The sequence below is a fragment of the Paenilisteria portnoyi genome, from assembly GCF_014322795.1.
Lineage (GTDB): Bacteria > Bacillota > Bacilli > Lactobacillales > Listeriaceae > Listeria_A > Listeria_A portnoyi.
Map to the genome: position 1 here is coordinate 37,491 of NZ_JAASTT010000020.1, position 14,189 is coordinate 51,679.

General features: G+C 40.4%; 15 protein-coding genes and 1 pseudogene. 5 read left to right on the plus strand and 11 right to left on the minus strand.

Translation table 11 applies throughout. From position 1 onward, the window contains the following. Positions 1–231: 231 nt before the first annotated feature. Entirely contained in the window at positions 232–1,605 is a 1,374-nt protein-coding gene (gene gdhA, locus HCJ66_RS12680) for an NADP-specific glutamate dehydrogenase (RefSeq protein ID WP_187133468.1), read from the plus strand. Between the two features lie 373 nt (positions 1,606–1,978). On the opposite strand, the gene HCJ66_RS12685 is transcribed toward gdhA, so the two are convergent. The 3 genes from HCJ66_RS12685 to HCJ66_RS12695 all read right to left on the minus strand — a co-directional run bounded on the left by HCJ66_RS12685 (position 1,979) and on the right by HCJ66_RS12695 (position 3,131). After that, positions 1,979–2,245: a PhoH family protein gene (locus HCJ66_RS12685; protein ID WP_187133469.1), complete on the minus strand. Its 267-nt coding sequence runs from the start codon at positions 2,243–2,245 to the stop codon at positions 1,979–1,981. Positions 2,246–2,526: 281 nt separating this feature from the next. Then, positions 2,527–2,772 carry an SH3 domain-containing protein gene (locus HCJ66_RS16440; protein ID WP_187133470.1) on the minus strand — a complete coding sequence of 82 codons (246 nt, stop codon included), beginning with the start codon at positions 2,770–2,772 and terminating at the stop codon, positions 2,527–2,529. Positions 2,773–2,888: 116 nt separating this feature from the next. Further along, a complete protein-coding gene (locus tag HCJ66_RS12695; RefSeq protein ID WP_222717501.1) occupies positions 2,889–3,131 on the minus strand; it encodes a hypothetical protein in 243 nt (80 codons plus the stop codon). Positions 3,132–3,487: 356 nt separating this feature from the next. Between HCJ66_RS12695 and HCJ66_RS12700 the strand changes: the two genes are divergently transcribed. Together HCJ66_RS12700 and HCJ66_RS12705 are read left to right on the plus strand one after the other, a co-directional pair. Continuing rightward, positions 3,488–4,537, plus strand: a complete 1,050-nt coding sequence (locus HCJ66_RS12700; protein ID WP_187133472.1) for a lactonase family protein — start codon at positions 3,488–3,490, stop codon at positions 4,535–4,537. Between the two features lie 58 nt (positions 4,538–4,595). Next, positions 4,596–5,633, plus strand: coding sequence for an oxidoreductase (locus HCJ66_RS12705; protein WP_187133473.1), 1,038 nt, complete (start codon positions 4,596–4,598; stop codon positions 5,631–5,633). A gap of 11 nt (positions 5,634–5,644) precedes the next feature. Here HCJ66_RS12705 and HCJ66_RS12710 read toward each other — a convergent pair. The 3 genes and pseudogenes from HCJ66_RS12710 to HCJ66_RS12720 form a co-directional block, all read right to left on the minus strand. After that, positions 5,645–6,597: pseudogene (locus HCJ66_RS12710) on the minus strand (IS30 family transposase). Between the two features lie 128 nt (positions 6,598–6,725). Continuing rightward, positions 6,726–7,115 (minus strand): hypothetical protein, encoded by a 390-nt coding sequence (locus HCJ66_RS12715; protein WP_187133474.1) that lies wholly within the window; start codon positions 7,113–7,115, stop codon positions 6,726–6,728. Positions 7,116–7,137: 22 nt separating this feature from the next. Next, positions 7,138–8,247, minus strand: coding sequence for a Tle-like phospholipase domain-containing protein (locus tag HCJ66_RS12720; protein WP_187133475.1), 1,110 nt, complete (start codon positions 8,245–8,247; stop codon positions 7,138–7,140). Positions 8,248–8,361: 114 nt separating this feature from the next. On the opposite strand from HCJ66_RS12720, the gene HCJ66_RS12725 reads away from it, so the two are divergent. Further along, positions 8,362–8,682, plus strand: coding sequence for a DUF1433 domain-containing protein (locus HCJ66_RS12725; protein ID WP_187133476.1), 321 nt, complete (start codon positions 8,362–8,364; stop codon positions 8,680–8,682). Between the two features lie 127 nt (positions 8,683–8,809). Here the strand turns inward: HCJ66_RS12725 and HCJ66_RS12730 are convergent, their stop codons facing one another. After that, the gene (locus HCJ66_RS12730) at positions 8,810–8,980 is read right to left on the minus strand and encodes a hypothetical protein (RefSeq protein ID WP_187133477.1); all 171 of its coding nucleotides are present in this window, start codon (positions 8,978–8,980) and stop codon (positions 8,810–8,812) included. A gap of 378 nt (positions 8,981–9,358) precedes the next feature. Here HCJ66_RS12730 and HCJ66_RS12735 point away from each other — a divergent pair, with 378 nt between their 5' ends. Next, positions 9,359–10,786: a leucine-rich repeat domain-containing protein gene (locus HCJ66_RS12735; protein WP_187133478.1), complete on the plus strand. Its 1,428-nt coding sequence runs from the start codon at positions 9,359–9,361 to the stop codon at positions 10,784–10,786. A gap of 275 nt (positions 10,787–11,061) precedes the next feature. Here HCJ66_RS12735 and HCJ66_RS12740 read toward each other — a convergent pair whose 3' ends face one another. The 4 genes from HCJ66_RS12740 to HCJ66_RS12755 all read right to left on the minus strand — a co-directional run bounded on the left by HCJ66_RS12740 (position 11,062) and on the right by HCJ66_RS12755 (position 14,098). Continuing rightward, the gene (locus tag HCJ66_RS12740; protein WP_181676810.1) at positions 11,062–11,469 is read right to left on the minus strand and encodes a VOC family protein; all 408 of its coding nucleotides are present in this window, start codon (positions 11,467–11,469) and stop codon (positions 11,062–11,064) included. A 27-nt stretch (positions 11,470–11,496) separates the two neighbouring features. Then, positions 11,497–11,802, minus strand: coding sequence for a hypothetical protein (locus HCJ66_RS12745; protein ID WP_187133479.1), 306 nt, complete (start codon positions 11,800–11,802; stop codon positions 11,497–11,499). 19 nt (positions 11,803–11,821) lie between these two features. Then, positions 11,822–12,508 carry a histidine phosphatase family protein gene (locus HCJ66_RS12750; RefSeq protein WP_425489667.1) on the minus strand — a complete coding sequence of 229 codons (687 nt, stop codon included), beginning with the start codon at positions 12,506–12,508 and terminating at the stop codon, positions 11,822–11,824. 108 nt (positions 12,509–12,616) lie between these two features. Continuing rightward, complete coding sequence (locus HCJ66_RS12755; protein ID WP_187133481.1) at positions 12,617–14,098, minus strand: peptide MFS transporter; 1,482 nt, start codon at positions 14,096–14,098, stop codon at positions 12,617–12,619. Between the last annotated feature and the right edge of the window lie 91 nt (positions 14,099–14,189).

Here is a 14,189-nt window from a genome sequence, read left to right on the forward strand (position 1 = left end):
ACATTCCGAAGCAACTCAAAGAAAGCGTTTATAAATTGCGCACCTTGTTAAAAAAATCAGAAAAATCGTTTTTTTACCTTGTATCCTTGACCTTTTTCATGTAAACTAACATTATAAGTGAAATTTCAGAACAACGAACCCCTGAAAAATAAGAAGAAGCACAAGTATCTATATCCCATTCAATGATACGTTTATTCTCACTTAAAATAAAACCACAAGGAGCGATTCAATATGGTTCAATCAACAACACTGTCAAAAGAAGTCGAGGCTGCCGAAAGCTACACGGCACGTATCTTTGAAACAGTAAAAAAACGCAACCCTTCCGAGAGCGAGTTCCATCAAGCCGTTGAAGAATTTTTACAATCCTTAGTCCCTGTTTTAGCAAAAGAGCCAAAATATGAGGCAGCTGGAATTCTAGAAAGATTGACCGAGCCCGAACGACTCATCACATTCCGCGTCCCTTGGGTAGACGATAACGGCAATGTCAAAGTCAACCGTGGTTTCCGCGTGCAATTCAATAGCGCTATCGGTCCATATAAAGGCGGACTTCGTTTTCACCCATCTGTAAACGGCAGCATCGTCAAATTTCTTGGGTTCGAGCAAATCTTTAAAAACTCCTTAACTGGCTTGCCAATCGGTGGCGGTAAAGGTGGTTCCGACTTTGATCCTAAAGGCAAATCAGACAATGAAGTCATGCGTTTCTGCCAAAGCTTCATGTCCGAATTACAGAAATATATCGGGCCAAATACCGACGTTCCAGCTGGTGACATCGGTGTCGGAGCCCGCGAAATCGGCTTCCTATTTGGCCAATACAAACGCCTAAACGCCTTCGATGCTGGCACGTTAACAGGTAAAGGCCTGAATTACGGCGGAAGTTTAACACGTACCGAAGCAACAGGTTACGGCGTCGTCTATTTCACACAAGAAATGCTCCAAGACAAAGGCGACTCCCTAAAAGGCAAAAAAGTCCTCGTATCTGGTTCAGGTAACGTCGCGATCTACGCCATCCAAAAAGCCCACGAACTCGGCGCAACCGTCATTGCCTGTAGCGATTCAAGCGGCTACATCCTAGACGAAAACGGCATCAACATCGCAACCGTAAAACAATTAAAAGAGCAAGAACGCAAACGCATCAGCGAATACACCAAACATCATCCAAATGCCACTTTTGTCGCAAAAGGAGATATTTGGTCCATACCGGCTGACATTGCCCTACCTTGCGCAACACAAAACGAAATCAACGCAGATCAAGCTGCAACACTCGTTAAAAATGGCGTCATCGCAGTAGCAGAAGGCGCGAACATGCCATCCACACTCGATGCAGTCGCTGTATTCCAAGAAAATGATGTGTTATTCGGACCTGCCAAAGCCGCAAATGCTGGCGGAGTTGCCGTATCAGCGCTAGAAATGGCTCAAAACAGCATCCGGATGAGCTGGACATTTGAAGAAGTCGATTCTCACTTGAAATCCATCATGAAAAATATTTACAAAAACGCTAGCGCCACAGCAAGTGCGTACGATGAAGTTGGAAATCTTGTAGTTGGTTCTAACATCCCTGGCTTCCTCAAAGTTGCCGATAGCATGTTGACAGAAGGTATCATTTAATAATTTTAAGTAGGTATACTTCCGTTCACTATACGTAATAGTTCATCATAAAAGCCTCATATTGATTGGAAGATCTCTTTATACCCAATCAGCGTGAGGCTTTTATGTGTTCAAATCTACAGTATATGTGTGATAGAAAAAGATTACTTTTTTAAGAGTATTTCCTCATTTCTAATTTTAGACCACATAGTTGGTGAGGAATAGCTAACGTACTAATTCAGCTATAATTGTTCCTTATGGTATTGATAAGATTTTTTTATAAATTCATTTAGATCATTTTTATAAGCACATTTTTTCACTTGGTCTACCGATTCTGCAATTAATTCATTTTTATAATCTAAAATGCAATTATAGTCCATTTTCCCTCTTGAGTTCAGGTACCACGTGCAAATTTATGATAATTTTCAATTACTAAATTTTGCGGTTTATCAGGTAAAATGAACTCCATATACTTAATAAGAGTCCTATTGTATGTCAGCAAAAGTATTTTATCATTAGGATAAGTTTTTGCCATTTTTACAGCTCTTAATAAAGCGATAGTTGTTTTCCCACTTCCGGCAGTTCCTAATACTACAATATTGTCTACATCAGAAAGGTATAAAATCTCATTTTGCTTTCCTTCTGGCTTTGGCAACACCATAAAATCACGTCCATTCTATTAGTTATCAATACATTTATTATTTCAACATATTTGAAAGCGATTCCAAAGCAGAAAGTGATATATCCAATAGAATGTCGGATTTCTTCATTCAGATTCCTTTTCTATCATTATATCAATAAAAACCGAGAAAACAAATCACTATTACGTGACCTGCTTCCTCGTTCTCATAGGGAGTTTGTGCAAAAATATATGTGATGAGTTACTCATTCTTGTGATGCAATCCTACTTACTTCACAACTTTCACTCTTGTTGCAAAAAACTTATTTTACGTTTAAGAATTGTGTACCCACATATCCTGTTTGGCCTTTATATATTACTTTGCTCCAGCCATACTTATCTTCAACAAATGTTACTTTTTCACCTTTTTTAAGCGTGCCTAAGATCTTAGATGTTTTGCTTTGGCTAGCACGAACATAAACAGCTGATTTAGCAGTTACTGTTTTTGTTGCCGTTTTTTTCACTACTGGCGCTGTTTTTGATGCTACTTTTGTTGGTACTGGTTTCACTGCTGGTGCTACTTTCTTAGCTGTATCAACTTGTTTGCCTGGAATGTTTAGGAATCTAGTTCCAACATAGCCCGTTTTACCTTTGTATGTTACTTTACTCCAACCGTAGTTATCTTTTACAAAGTATACTTTTTCACCTTTTTAAGTGTTCCGAGTACTTTAGAGCTTGTATTTTCACCGGCGCGTACATTTACTGCTGATTTCACGGTTACCATTTGTGGTTTTGCTGTGTAATGAGTAGTTTGTGTTGCTGCCTCTGCTGTGAATGCTCCTGCTGCAACTGTTGTGAATGCCAATGTCAATGCTAGCCCTGCTACTGCCACAATTTTAGTTGTTTTATTGTTCCATACGTTGTTCATCATAATCTCTCCTTCAAATTTAGGTTTTATTAATAATTGGATAATTGCAGTTTTATAAGTTTTCTAAGGGGCGCCCTTTCGATACCTTTATATTACACCACGATAATTTCAAAGTCAATAATTTTATTACATTTATGTTACAAATATTTATGAATTGTATCAAAAAAAGAGTGAATCTTACAGTGAAACAGCCTATTTAAGCTTATTTTTAGCAACAAATTCGCATTACATCAAGCAAAAGACATCTCTTGGTTACATTTTCGTAACATTAATGTAATATAGGTTTATTAGGCTATCCTTTTCCCTAGCTATGATATAATAATAGAGACTAGAACGCTTAAAGGAGGAAATGATTTATGGCTAACAAAGAAGCAATTGCCTACATTGGTACATACACCAAAGTAGAAAGCGAAGGAATTTATCGCCTTCATATTGATAAAAAAACAGGTGAAATTACGCAGAATAAGCTTGCCGGAAAAATGGATAATCCGACTTATCTGAAATTAACAGACGATCAAAAACATCTTTATTCGGTAGCGAAAGACGGTGACAAAGGTGGCGTTGCTGCTTTTGCGATTAAAGAAGATGGCTCTCTTGAACATTTGAACCAAGAAGTCCAAGCTGGAAATCCTCCTTGTTATGTCGATGCATCTAAAGACGGCGCTTATGTCGTATCAGCGAATTATCATTTAGGAACGATTGTTGCCTACCCGACTGAAAAAAATGGTGCGTTAAAAGCTCCGAGCTCGTCGGTGCAACACATCGGTACTGGCCCAAACAAAGAGCGTCAAGAAAAAGCCCATGCTCATTTTGCAGGGTTCACGCCAGATGAGAAATTTGTCATCACGTGTGACCTTGGAACGGATCATGTAACAACGTATGCTTTAAACGACGGAATCCTTGACAAAGTAAGCGATTTGAAGGTGGCCGGTGGTAGCGGTCCTCGTAATCTTGTTTTCCATCCGAACGACAAAATTGCGTACATTATGACTGAAATGGCGGCTGACGTTGTGGTTGCTACTTATGATGAAGCAACTGGCGCGTTAACTGAGATTCAAAGCATTGCTTCTTTGCCAGCTGATTTTAGCGGTGAAAATAAAGGTAGCGCGATTCACATTTCCAACGATGGTCGCTTCCTCTACGTTTCCAATCGTGGACAAGACGCGGTTGTGACTTTTGCGATTGATGCGGAAGGTAAATTGAGCTTGGCGGCTACTACTCCCGTGGAAGGCGTTGGTCCTCGTGACTTCGACCTTGATCCAAGCGGTGAAATTTTGCTAGTATCCAACGAAAACACGAACAACGTCACAGTATTTGGTGTGAATAAAGAAACTGGCGCGCTGACTTTACTTCAAAAAAATATCCACGTTCCAGAGCCAGTTTGCGTGAAATTTATTAACGAGTAATAAAAAAAGAGGCCCCAGCGCGCAAACGTTCGGAGCCTCTTTATTAGGAGGAAGATTTATGACTTTAACTATTGGTTATATCGGATTTGGGAAAAGTACGACGCGGTATCATATGCCTTATACGCCGATTCGCGACAATATCCGGATTAAAACGATCTACAATCATCGCCGTAAACCAGAGCTTGAGGCGGAGTACGCGACGCATCATATTCAATTCACGGATCAACTTGAGGAAATTCTGCAAGACGAGGAAATTCAATTGCTCAGCATCTGTACACCCGCAAGCACGCATTACGAACTCGCTAAAAAAGCGTTAGAAAACGGCAAAAATGTACTCGTTGAAAAACCGTTTTGCACGACTTCGGAGGAAGCGGAAGAACTATTCGCGCTCGCTAAATCTAAAAGCTTAATCGCGATGGCGTACCAAAATCGTCGTTTCGATAGCGATTTCCTGGCTGTCAAAGAAGTACTAGCCAGCGGTAAATTGGGCAATCTTGTCGAACTCGAATCTCATATGGATTACTACCGTCCAGAAGCTCCCGACGCGCCCGGCGAATATTATGACGGTGCTTTTTACGGACTTGGCGTTCATATGATGGACCAGATTATCGATCTATTCGGCCGTCCAGAGGAAGTCAGCTACGACATTCGTTCCGTCCGCAATCCGAACAATCCTGATGACACATTCGAAGTGCAATTCTTCTATCCAGCCTTGAAAGTCATCGTCAAAACGAGCCATTTAGTGAACATTCCCTATCCAAAATTCATCCTTCACGGCACAAAAGGCAGTTTTGTCAAATACGGAATCGATCAACAAGAAACGTATCTAAAAGCTGGCGTGATGCCGGGTGAGCCTGATTTTGGTGTCGATCCAGAAAGCAGTTATGGCACACTCATTTACGTCGATGCAAACGGCGAAACACAAGAAGAAATCGTACCAACACCACTCGGCGACTACGGCCGACTTTACGACCAACTTCACGACGCCATCCTAAACGGCACACCAAAACTAGTCAGCGATGAAGAAACGCTAACCAACATGACTATTCTAGAACAAGGTTTCACCGGCAAAAATCCACGCGTGATAACTTTATAAATTCTTATTTGTCAAATTAAGCGAGACACATCGGCATGCTGCAGAAAACACGCAATGGGTGTCAAATAGTCCAGCGATTTTCTAGGTAAATTATTTCGAGCCGTAGTAATCTCGTTGACTTCCTGTTGAGAAATCGTGTTAAAATCCATTTTTTTAGGCAAACCGTTTCTTCGAAGAATCCCGTTGGAATTCTCATTGAGTGGACGTTGACAAGGTTTCCCTGCATCGGCAAAGAAGATGTCCATGTCATGTTGATTAGCCGTCTGCTTCCACCTAGAGAATTCCTTTCCGTTGTCAAAGGTGATGGCTTTAAAAAAATGGGAAGGGAAGCCAGACAACCATTGATGCAAGGCCTCTTCGATAGAGACAGCCTTACGACTAACGACTTTTAACACAATGATGGCTTTAGATGTCCGTTCCACCAGTGTAATCAACGCACTTTTATGATCTTTTCCGACAATCGTATCGCCTTCAAGGTGCCCAAACTCTGTGTCGAAACCAAGAAAAGCAACTGCTCTGTCTCCCAACCGACGTTTAAAGGCCTCTTTTCCTCGCTTCTCCTGATGCCCGTTTGGTTTGCGTTTCCCTTTCATAGGCAACTGTTTTTTATCAAATATGCCTTCGGAAAACATACGATACAAGGTTTTCATCGAACACGGAAAGGGTTTGGTATTAGCCGTAGGCTTGGGGCTAGCAATGGTATCCGGTGTCCAACCAAGTCCAACACACGTGCTGTCGTTTCTGAATCGAGTGAAATAGGCTTACGTCCACATTTTTTCTTGTTGCGTTGGTACTGTAAGAAAATAGCCGGAGCGAAAAGACCAGCCTGTAACTGCCGAAGAATGCGGTAAATGCATTCCTTACTACGGCCTAATTTTTGAGCAATATGACGGGCGGAAAATCCGTTGTTGGTATATTCCTCTATAAAAATAAGTTCATTTCTGGTAAGATGGTGATAAGACATGTTTGATACACTCCTTTGTGGACTTTTGTCGGTTTCATTGAGTATATCATATCATGTCTCTTTTTGTGTCTCGCTTAATTATACAATTCAAGAAAAGCATATCGAATTTATTACGCTTTTGGCAGCTCTCACAACATATTTGCCCTACAACTAGAAGCTACAGCCTCATAATCATCTTTTAGAAGCTCCTGCACCTTTTTTCGCTTCTCTCCAAACTCGCTAGCAACCATTGCACCCGCGTGAGATTCAAAAGAATATCTTAACTTGTCATTCAAGCGTTGCCCCTCGTATCCCAATATCTCAAATCTATCCATGCCTTTATGTAACATCTGTTTACCGTCCTCCGCTATTTTTTCCGCGTCTCGGTATAACTCTTGGTACAGTTTTGTACGTTGAAGTTGCTTCTCAAATTCTGTTTTCATCCCCGTTAAATCATCAGCTACTGCTTCACTGCCCTCTGCCAGCGCTTTCTTAATATCCAAGTCTAATTGCTGTATTTCTCTTTGGAAATCAATCATCTTATTTTCTCCCCTTCTACGCTCAAGAACGTATCATGCCCGACAAGTCTGTCCTTAATATACGTGCTAGTTCTCCGTCGTTTCTCTCAATGGAATTGCCTGCATATACAACGCGTCTTCCAAAGTCTTGCCACGCCACTTTTTCATGCTGCAATTGCCCTAAAACATTTTCTAGCATAGCCACATCAAAAACCACAGGTACACCATTCGACCTACTTTGGGCAACATCACGAAGGGCATCTTCGATTTCATATTCCGTTAGTAAATGTAAATCTCCCGATAATCTACCTATATATTTTCTTTTTAGCTCTCGCATACGGAGTTCTTGCTCGCTTCTGAAAAATGTAAGAAACCGCTCGATATCGCTCAAGCAATCCGTTCCGATTTGCTGAATAGATGTACCAACCCTACGAATATCATCTGGTTTATACAACATTTCGGCGGAACCATTAGCGCCAAAACATCCTTCAAACGTGCCTGCTAAATGCCCGCCAATTCCCGCTTTATCCAAAAGAGACGCTGATTGATTGCGTTCCATGAAATATGTAGGATAAAATAATAGCGCATTAGGTGGAAGAGAACCAACCACATCGTCCTTATGTCTTAAATCTTTAATAAGATTCCAATAGTCCCCTTTTTTTGCTTTTGCTTGCTCGGCGTCCGTTAACTTATTATAAGCTCGTGCTGCGGCGAAAGTGGTGGCAGGTTTTATATGCTTTACGGCTTCATATTGTGCTAAAGCACCACCCAACGAATGTCCTGTGAAACTGTAGTCCTTGACATCATATTTTTTCAATGTAGTATGAACAAACCGATCGTAATCGTCAAATTGCCCTTCGGTCTTGGACGATAGCAACCCTACATCCGTTTTGATATCCTTTAACTTCGTTGGTTCCGTACCACGACTAACAAACACCATGTTATCATAGGATTTTGTTTTTCCAGCTTTGAAATCTTTATATTCCTTTAACGGAACAAAACTAACTGCCTGCAAACCACTTTCCTTGCTATTAATAGAGTTCACAGCAACAAATTGCCCTTCGCTTGTACTTATCCGTGTACCTTTATCCAAATATTTATCGTCATACACCAACTGGGACAATTTAAAATAACTCTCATCCGTTAATTTCATTTCTCTTTTCCTCCTTTTTCTGGTAGAATTATGATGAGGTGAATACATATGAAGAAAATTCTAATCATAACTGCACTAGGTCTTTTTATTATTATATCAGGAGGATGCCAAAATATGAAACAAGATACTAAAAAAGTCCAAAAAACGTCGGAAAACCAGACACTTATGCACGCCCAAAAACAAAATATTGAGCTCTATCTAAAATACAATTATAAAGATATTGAAAATGTAACATTGACCGATGTAGAAGATACACCGATGGGGAAACTTATAAATGGTTACGTCAATGACAACACCAAACTATTTTTTACAGCTACCATATCAGGCGATACCTTTGATAACGGTATCGGATTATCTGGAGAATTAGGAGATTTAGCAAAATACGACAAAGATAAGTCCGTTACTGAAATAAAGGATGAGCAAAACAAAAAATAAAACTTTCAAAACAGAGTCTGGAGCGTGGAAGCTAGAGTGACGACTCCTGTACCAAACACCCTAGCTGTTCTCGTAGCTAGGGTGTTTGGTATATTGGCCAACATATCTTTTATACTATTTGGGATATCTAGCCTGATATGTCGATGATTTTACTACGTAATGAAAATAATGATTCTTCCTCTTCTAGTAGCGTCTGCTCCTTTGCTTCCATTTCTTCTATCTCCGCATCAAATTGTTTTCGGAATTTCTGTAAAGCATGGCGATGACTTGCCTGCTCTTCGTGAAGGAAACCTTCCATCTGCTAGTGTTCCAAAATAATACTGGATATATACAAAAAGGTCTCTCTCACTACAAGTGTCCTTGATATGGGTACCATTGTACTCCTTTCATTGTCTTTTAAATGTCTTATTTATTGACGCCTATCCACTGTCTAACCCCTTCATATTACTCCAGTAACATAAATAATTACTTTCAGCCATCCATTTCTATCATTTTCGCTTTATCAATGTGCAAATTAGACTATAATGCTTCAAAATACGTCTATTATGTGTCTCATCTTCAATGTTATATATATATCACCAATATTCTTTTGAATTAAATTAATATTTGGGATATAATTCTAAATAGGGATATTTTTCTTTTTAACCATATTCCCAAATAAAAAGGAGGAATTTTTATGTTTATGATGGAGAAGATGAAAAAGAAAAGCTTATTATTTTTGCTAGGGACCATACTTTTTGGTAGTTGCATAATTTTTTCAGGACATCTTGAAGTTCATGCTGCCGATATAACATCTAAGAAATTAATTGCACAGCCTACAGCTACACAAATTGTCACATTTGAGGATTTAGGTAATCAGCCATGGTTACAAGATATGAGTGAACATTACACTGGCAAAAAAGTAGGAAGTACATTAACGTTTGCAGACTTGGAGTCTATCACTACTTTAGCGCCCTATGAAGATTTTAAATACTCAAGCAGTTCAAATACAAATAATATACCTCCAGAAATTAAATATTTTAAGAATTTGGAAACGATTTCAAATTCCCCGTCTATCACTGGTTTAGGAATCAGTTCGATGCAGTTTGATGGACCAATACCCACAGAAATTGGAACCTTAAAGAAATTGAAGACACTCGACCTTGGCCATTCTAACTTATCTGGATCTATTCCTAAAGAAATTGGGAATTTAGTCAGTTTAGAAATATTTAAAGCACCTGGTGTTTTTTTTACGGGTTCAATTCCTGCTTCTATCGGGAAATTGAGTAACTTGAAAGTATTGAATCTAGGTTCTAAAAATTTGTCGGGAACTATTCCTTCACAAATCGGAAACTTAACAAATTTAGTAGAATTAGTGTTAGAAGGATCCCCTTTTGAGAACGATCCTGAGGGATTGACAGGTCAAATTCCCGCTTCTATCGGAAAATTGAGCAATTTGGAAAATTTGGAACTAGATAATAACGCATTATCTGGTTCAATCCCAACCTCACTTGGTAACTTAAATCACTTAAAAAAACTTTCCATAAATTTCAATAAAATTACTGGCTCAATTCCTACATCTTTGGGTAAACTAGCAAGCCTAAAAGAGCTTCGGTTATTCGACAATCAATTATCTGGAACTATTCCTGGCAGTCTCTCTAAGCTGTCTAACCTAACACTATTAAGATTATCTCAAAATCAATTATCCGGAACTATTCCTCCATCTCTCGGTAGATTGACTAATTTAACTGAATTAAATTTATTTGACAATCAATTGACAGGGGTTATTCCTCCTAACCTAGTCAAATTAACTAATTTAGAAAGTCTCGTTCTATCATTTAACCAACTAACAGGGGAAATACCATCCAAATTAACAACATTAACTAACTTGAAAGAACTTATAATTGGGGGAAATCAATTAACAGGTAGCATTCCTAAAGGTATCGGCAATTTAACCAAATTAACATCCTTAGCCGTTAATTTAAATCAATTAACTGGAGAGATACCTGCTGAAATTGGAAATTTAACCAAACTCACTCGGCTGTATCTAAATAATAACCAATTTACAGGTGGAGTTCCTCGCGAGTTGTTTAGTTTGCCTAATCTCATTGATTTTTATTATTAGAGTATATAAAAATGTAAAAACACGTCAATTGGTAGCATCATATTCGACTCCACGGTACCTTAAATGATCAATGTCCCGTTAGTTTTCGCATCGCGAAATCCATTAGGAATGGCACTTAAAACTAACTCATTTCTAAGATACAAATTTAATCGATTGACACTTTATAAATTTTGTTTGAAAAAGGGTTGCCATTCCAGCGCTAAAATTCATGTAAGTGGCATGAAAGAAAGTCCACCGCTCTTCTTTTTCTCGAGAACGGTGGACTTTTTCCTAGTTTACCAGACTAATTGCCATGTTACGCCGAATTTATCGGTTACCCATGTCACTTTTTTGAATGGTGGAAGTTCGATTGGTCCCATCATCACCGAGCCACCTTCAGAAAATGCAGCGAACAAGCGATCAAATTCTGGCTCGTCTTTGCATTGTACTAGAATCGAAAACGACCACGCAAACGGTGTCGCGTACTCTGCCTCCATGTCCATCACCATAAATGATTGACCACGAATTTCGAACGTACCATTCATCAGTTTCCCCGTATCACCGCGATCATTTTCACCAATGTACGTCTTGCCTAATGTCTTTACATCATCACCAAACAGCCCCACATAAAAGTCCATCGCTGCTTCTGCTTCCCCACTAAACGTCAAAAAAGTGGAAACCGTACTATTTTTATCAAGTTCCATTTTGCATTCCTCCATCTCACTTATTTATTACATCACACCGATTAATAGCAACAAGAAGAAAATAATCCAGAACACGATATACGCCATCGAAATAATAAATCCGATAATTGGGAAAAAATTGCGTTCTCGCTCGCTGGCAATTCCTGAAATCGATACAATCAGCGTTAGTACCGCCACACCAAAAACTACAATAAACCAATTACTCGCCGTGACAAATCCAATCTCCACTGGCTTTATAAAAATCATAACAATACATAGAATTCCTAGTAAAAATGCCATAAAGCCTAAGAAAGTTGTTCGTTTTTTGATCGGTACTTCTTCCATGTCATTCATTGTTCTTCATCCCTTTATCCTAATTTTTAACGACACCGCGTGCTACGTATTGCATATCATTCGCTGATTCCACCGTGTATTTTCCGTCTTCATAGCTGATTTTAGTCACACTCGCATTTTCAATTGGCCCATCGACACGCGTTGGGTCAAGCAGCGAAAGCAAGATATTAATGACCATCCCGTGACAAATCACAAGCACATTGCCATTCGTTTGCTCGCTACAAATCAAATCAAGCGACTGCAACAACCGCTCCGTGAAAATATCCCAATTCTCCGCCATACCAGTCTCATCCATGTCGGCTACCGCATCGATCATCACCCGCGGCGCATCATGCTTATGTACGTCAAAAAATGCCTCCACAGAATCAAATCCGTGCATTTTACTCACCGTTTCCCACATAAACAAGTTATATTCGCCTTCAAATTTACCAAAACCGAACTCGCGCAATCCTTTCAACTGATTCGCAGGCAATTCAAAAGCACCATGACGCATCACAATATCCGCCGTTTCAAGCGTGCGCCCGCGATCACTCGTATAAAGCGCTTCAAATTTAGTATCCGCGAGGCCTCGTCCTAACTGCTCCGCCACAAGAACGCCCTCTGCTGTCAGCGGCGAATCTGCCCAACCTTGCACACGCTCCGTCGTATTTAACATTGTTTTCCCGTGCCTCGTCACATATAAAGTCACTTTTTCAGCCATTTTCAAAAAGCACCACCGTTTCTTACAAGATAACCTTAGTGTATCAAGCAACGCCGCGTTTTGCAATAAAACAAAGCGCCTTTCTTGCAATAAGAAAAACGCTAAGTCGTATAATTAATCCACGCCACGCATGTATTTTTTCAAAAGTGGTGCGCCGAGGAATAGTAAAACCGCAAAGGCCACAGCACCAAATCCGAAAAGCCCGAAATACAAAATCTCCGTATCAGCATTGAAGTACTGCGTCGTTTGCGCGTTAAACGCCTGCGCCATCGAGTCTGACAAGAACCAGACACTCATTGTTTGCGAGGCGAATGCCACTGGCGCTAGTTTTGTCGTCGCTGATAACCCAACTGGTGACAAGCACATCTCACCTACGATACAAAGGAAGAAACTGAGCACAAGCCACATCGGACTCACTGCTGTCGTCGTATTTCCCGCAAGTATCCCAGGTAGCATCATAATCACGAACGATAGACCCGCAAAAAACAGACCTAGCGCAAATTTTCGTGGTGTTCCTGGTTGCCGTTTTCCAAGCTTCGTCCAAATCCATGCGAAGATTGGCGACAATATGATGATAAACATCGGATTCAATGATTGGAACACACCTGGAGATAGCTCGAAACTGCCGATGCTGAGATCTGTTCGATTCGCAGCAAACAAGGCAAGCGTCGTCGATCCTTGTTCTTCAATCATCCAAAACATCACCGCAATGAGGAACAGAGGTATGTAAGCAGTAAGTCGCGAGCGCTCCTCTTTCGTCGTTTTCTTACTCGTCATCATGACAATGAAATAAATGAGTGGGATGATAACTCCCAAAACCGTAACCGTCATAATAACCGTCTCTAATGAAAATTCGCCTTGAAGCCATGAAATGACGAACATGATCAACGTAATTCCGACAGCCAAAGCCAGCACTAATCCAGACATTTTTTTCTTCTCAGCACTTTTTAGCGGGTTCGGCACTTTTTTCCCAGCATCGCGCAAATACATTTTCCCCGTAATCACGTATACAATAAGTCCCAAAGCCATCCCGACAGCAGCGACACCAAACCCAGCGTGGTAACTATTCGCGGAATTCGACACTTGCGTCACGATAAATGGCGCGATAAAGGCCCCCAAGTTAATCCCCATGTAAAAAATACTAAACCCTGCGTCACGTTTCTGATCCCCTTTTGGATAAAGATCACCTACAACATTCGACACGTTCGGTTTTAAAAAGCCGGTACCAATGATAATAAAGAACATCGATAGAAAAAGTGCCGACGCGCCTCCAGGAAATGACAAGACAATATGCCCCACCATGATCAGAACACCACCGTAAAAAATCGTGCGACGCGGTCCTAAAATCCGATCCGCCGTCCAGCCACCGATAACGCCAGACATGTAAACAAGCGAACCGTAAATCGACATAATCGCCGTCGCTGTCGCCTGAGAAAATCCGAGCCCACCGTCAACAACCGCCGTATACATGTAGAAAATAAGAATAGCTCGCATTCCATAATAAGAAAAACGCTCCCAGAATTCCGTAAAGAACAGCGTCGCGAGCCCTCTAGGATGTCCGAAAAACGTCTTACCACTACTGTCTTTGATCTCCATCGCCCTAACCTCCCTTTTTCCTAGTTAAAAATAGGACGCCAAACCTAAAAATCGCCCAGCGTCCCAAAATCACCAACATAATCAGCCGATA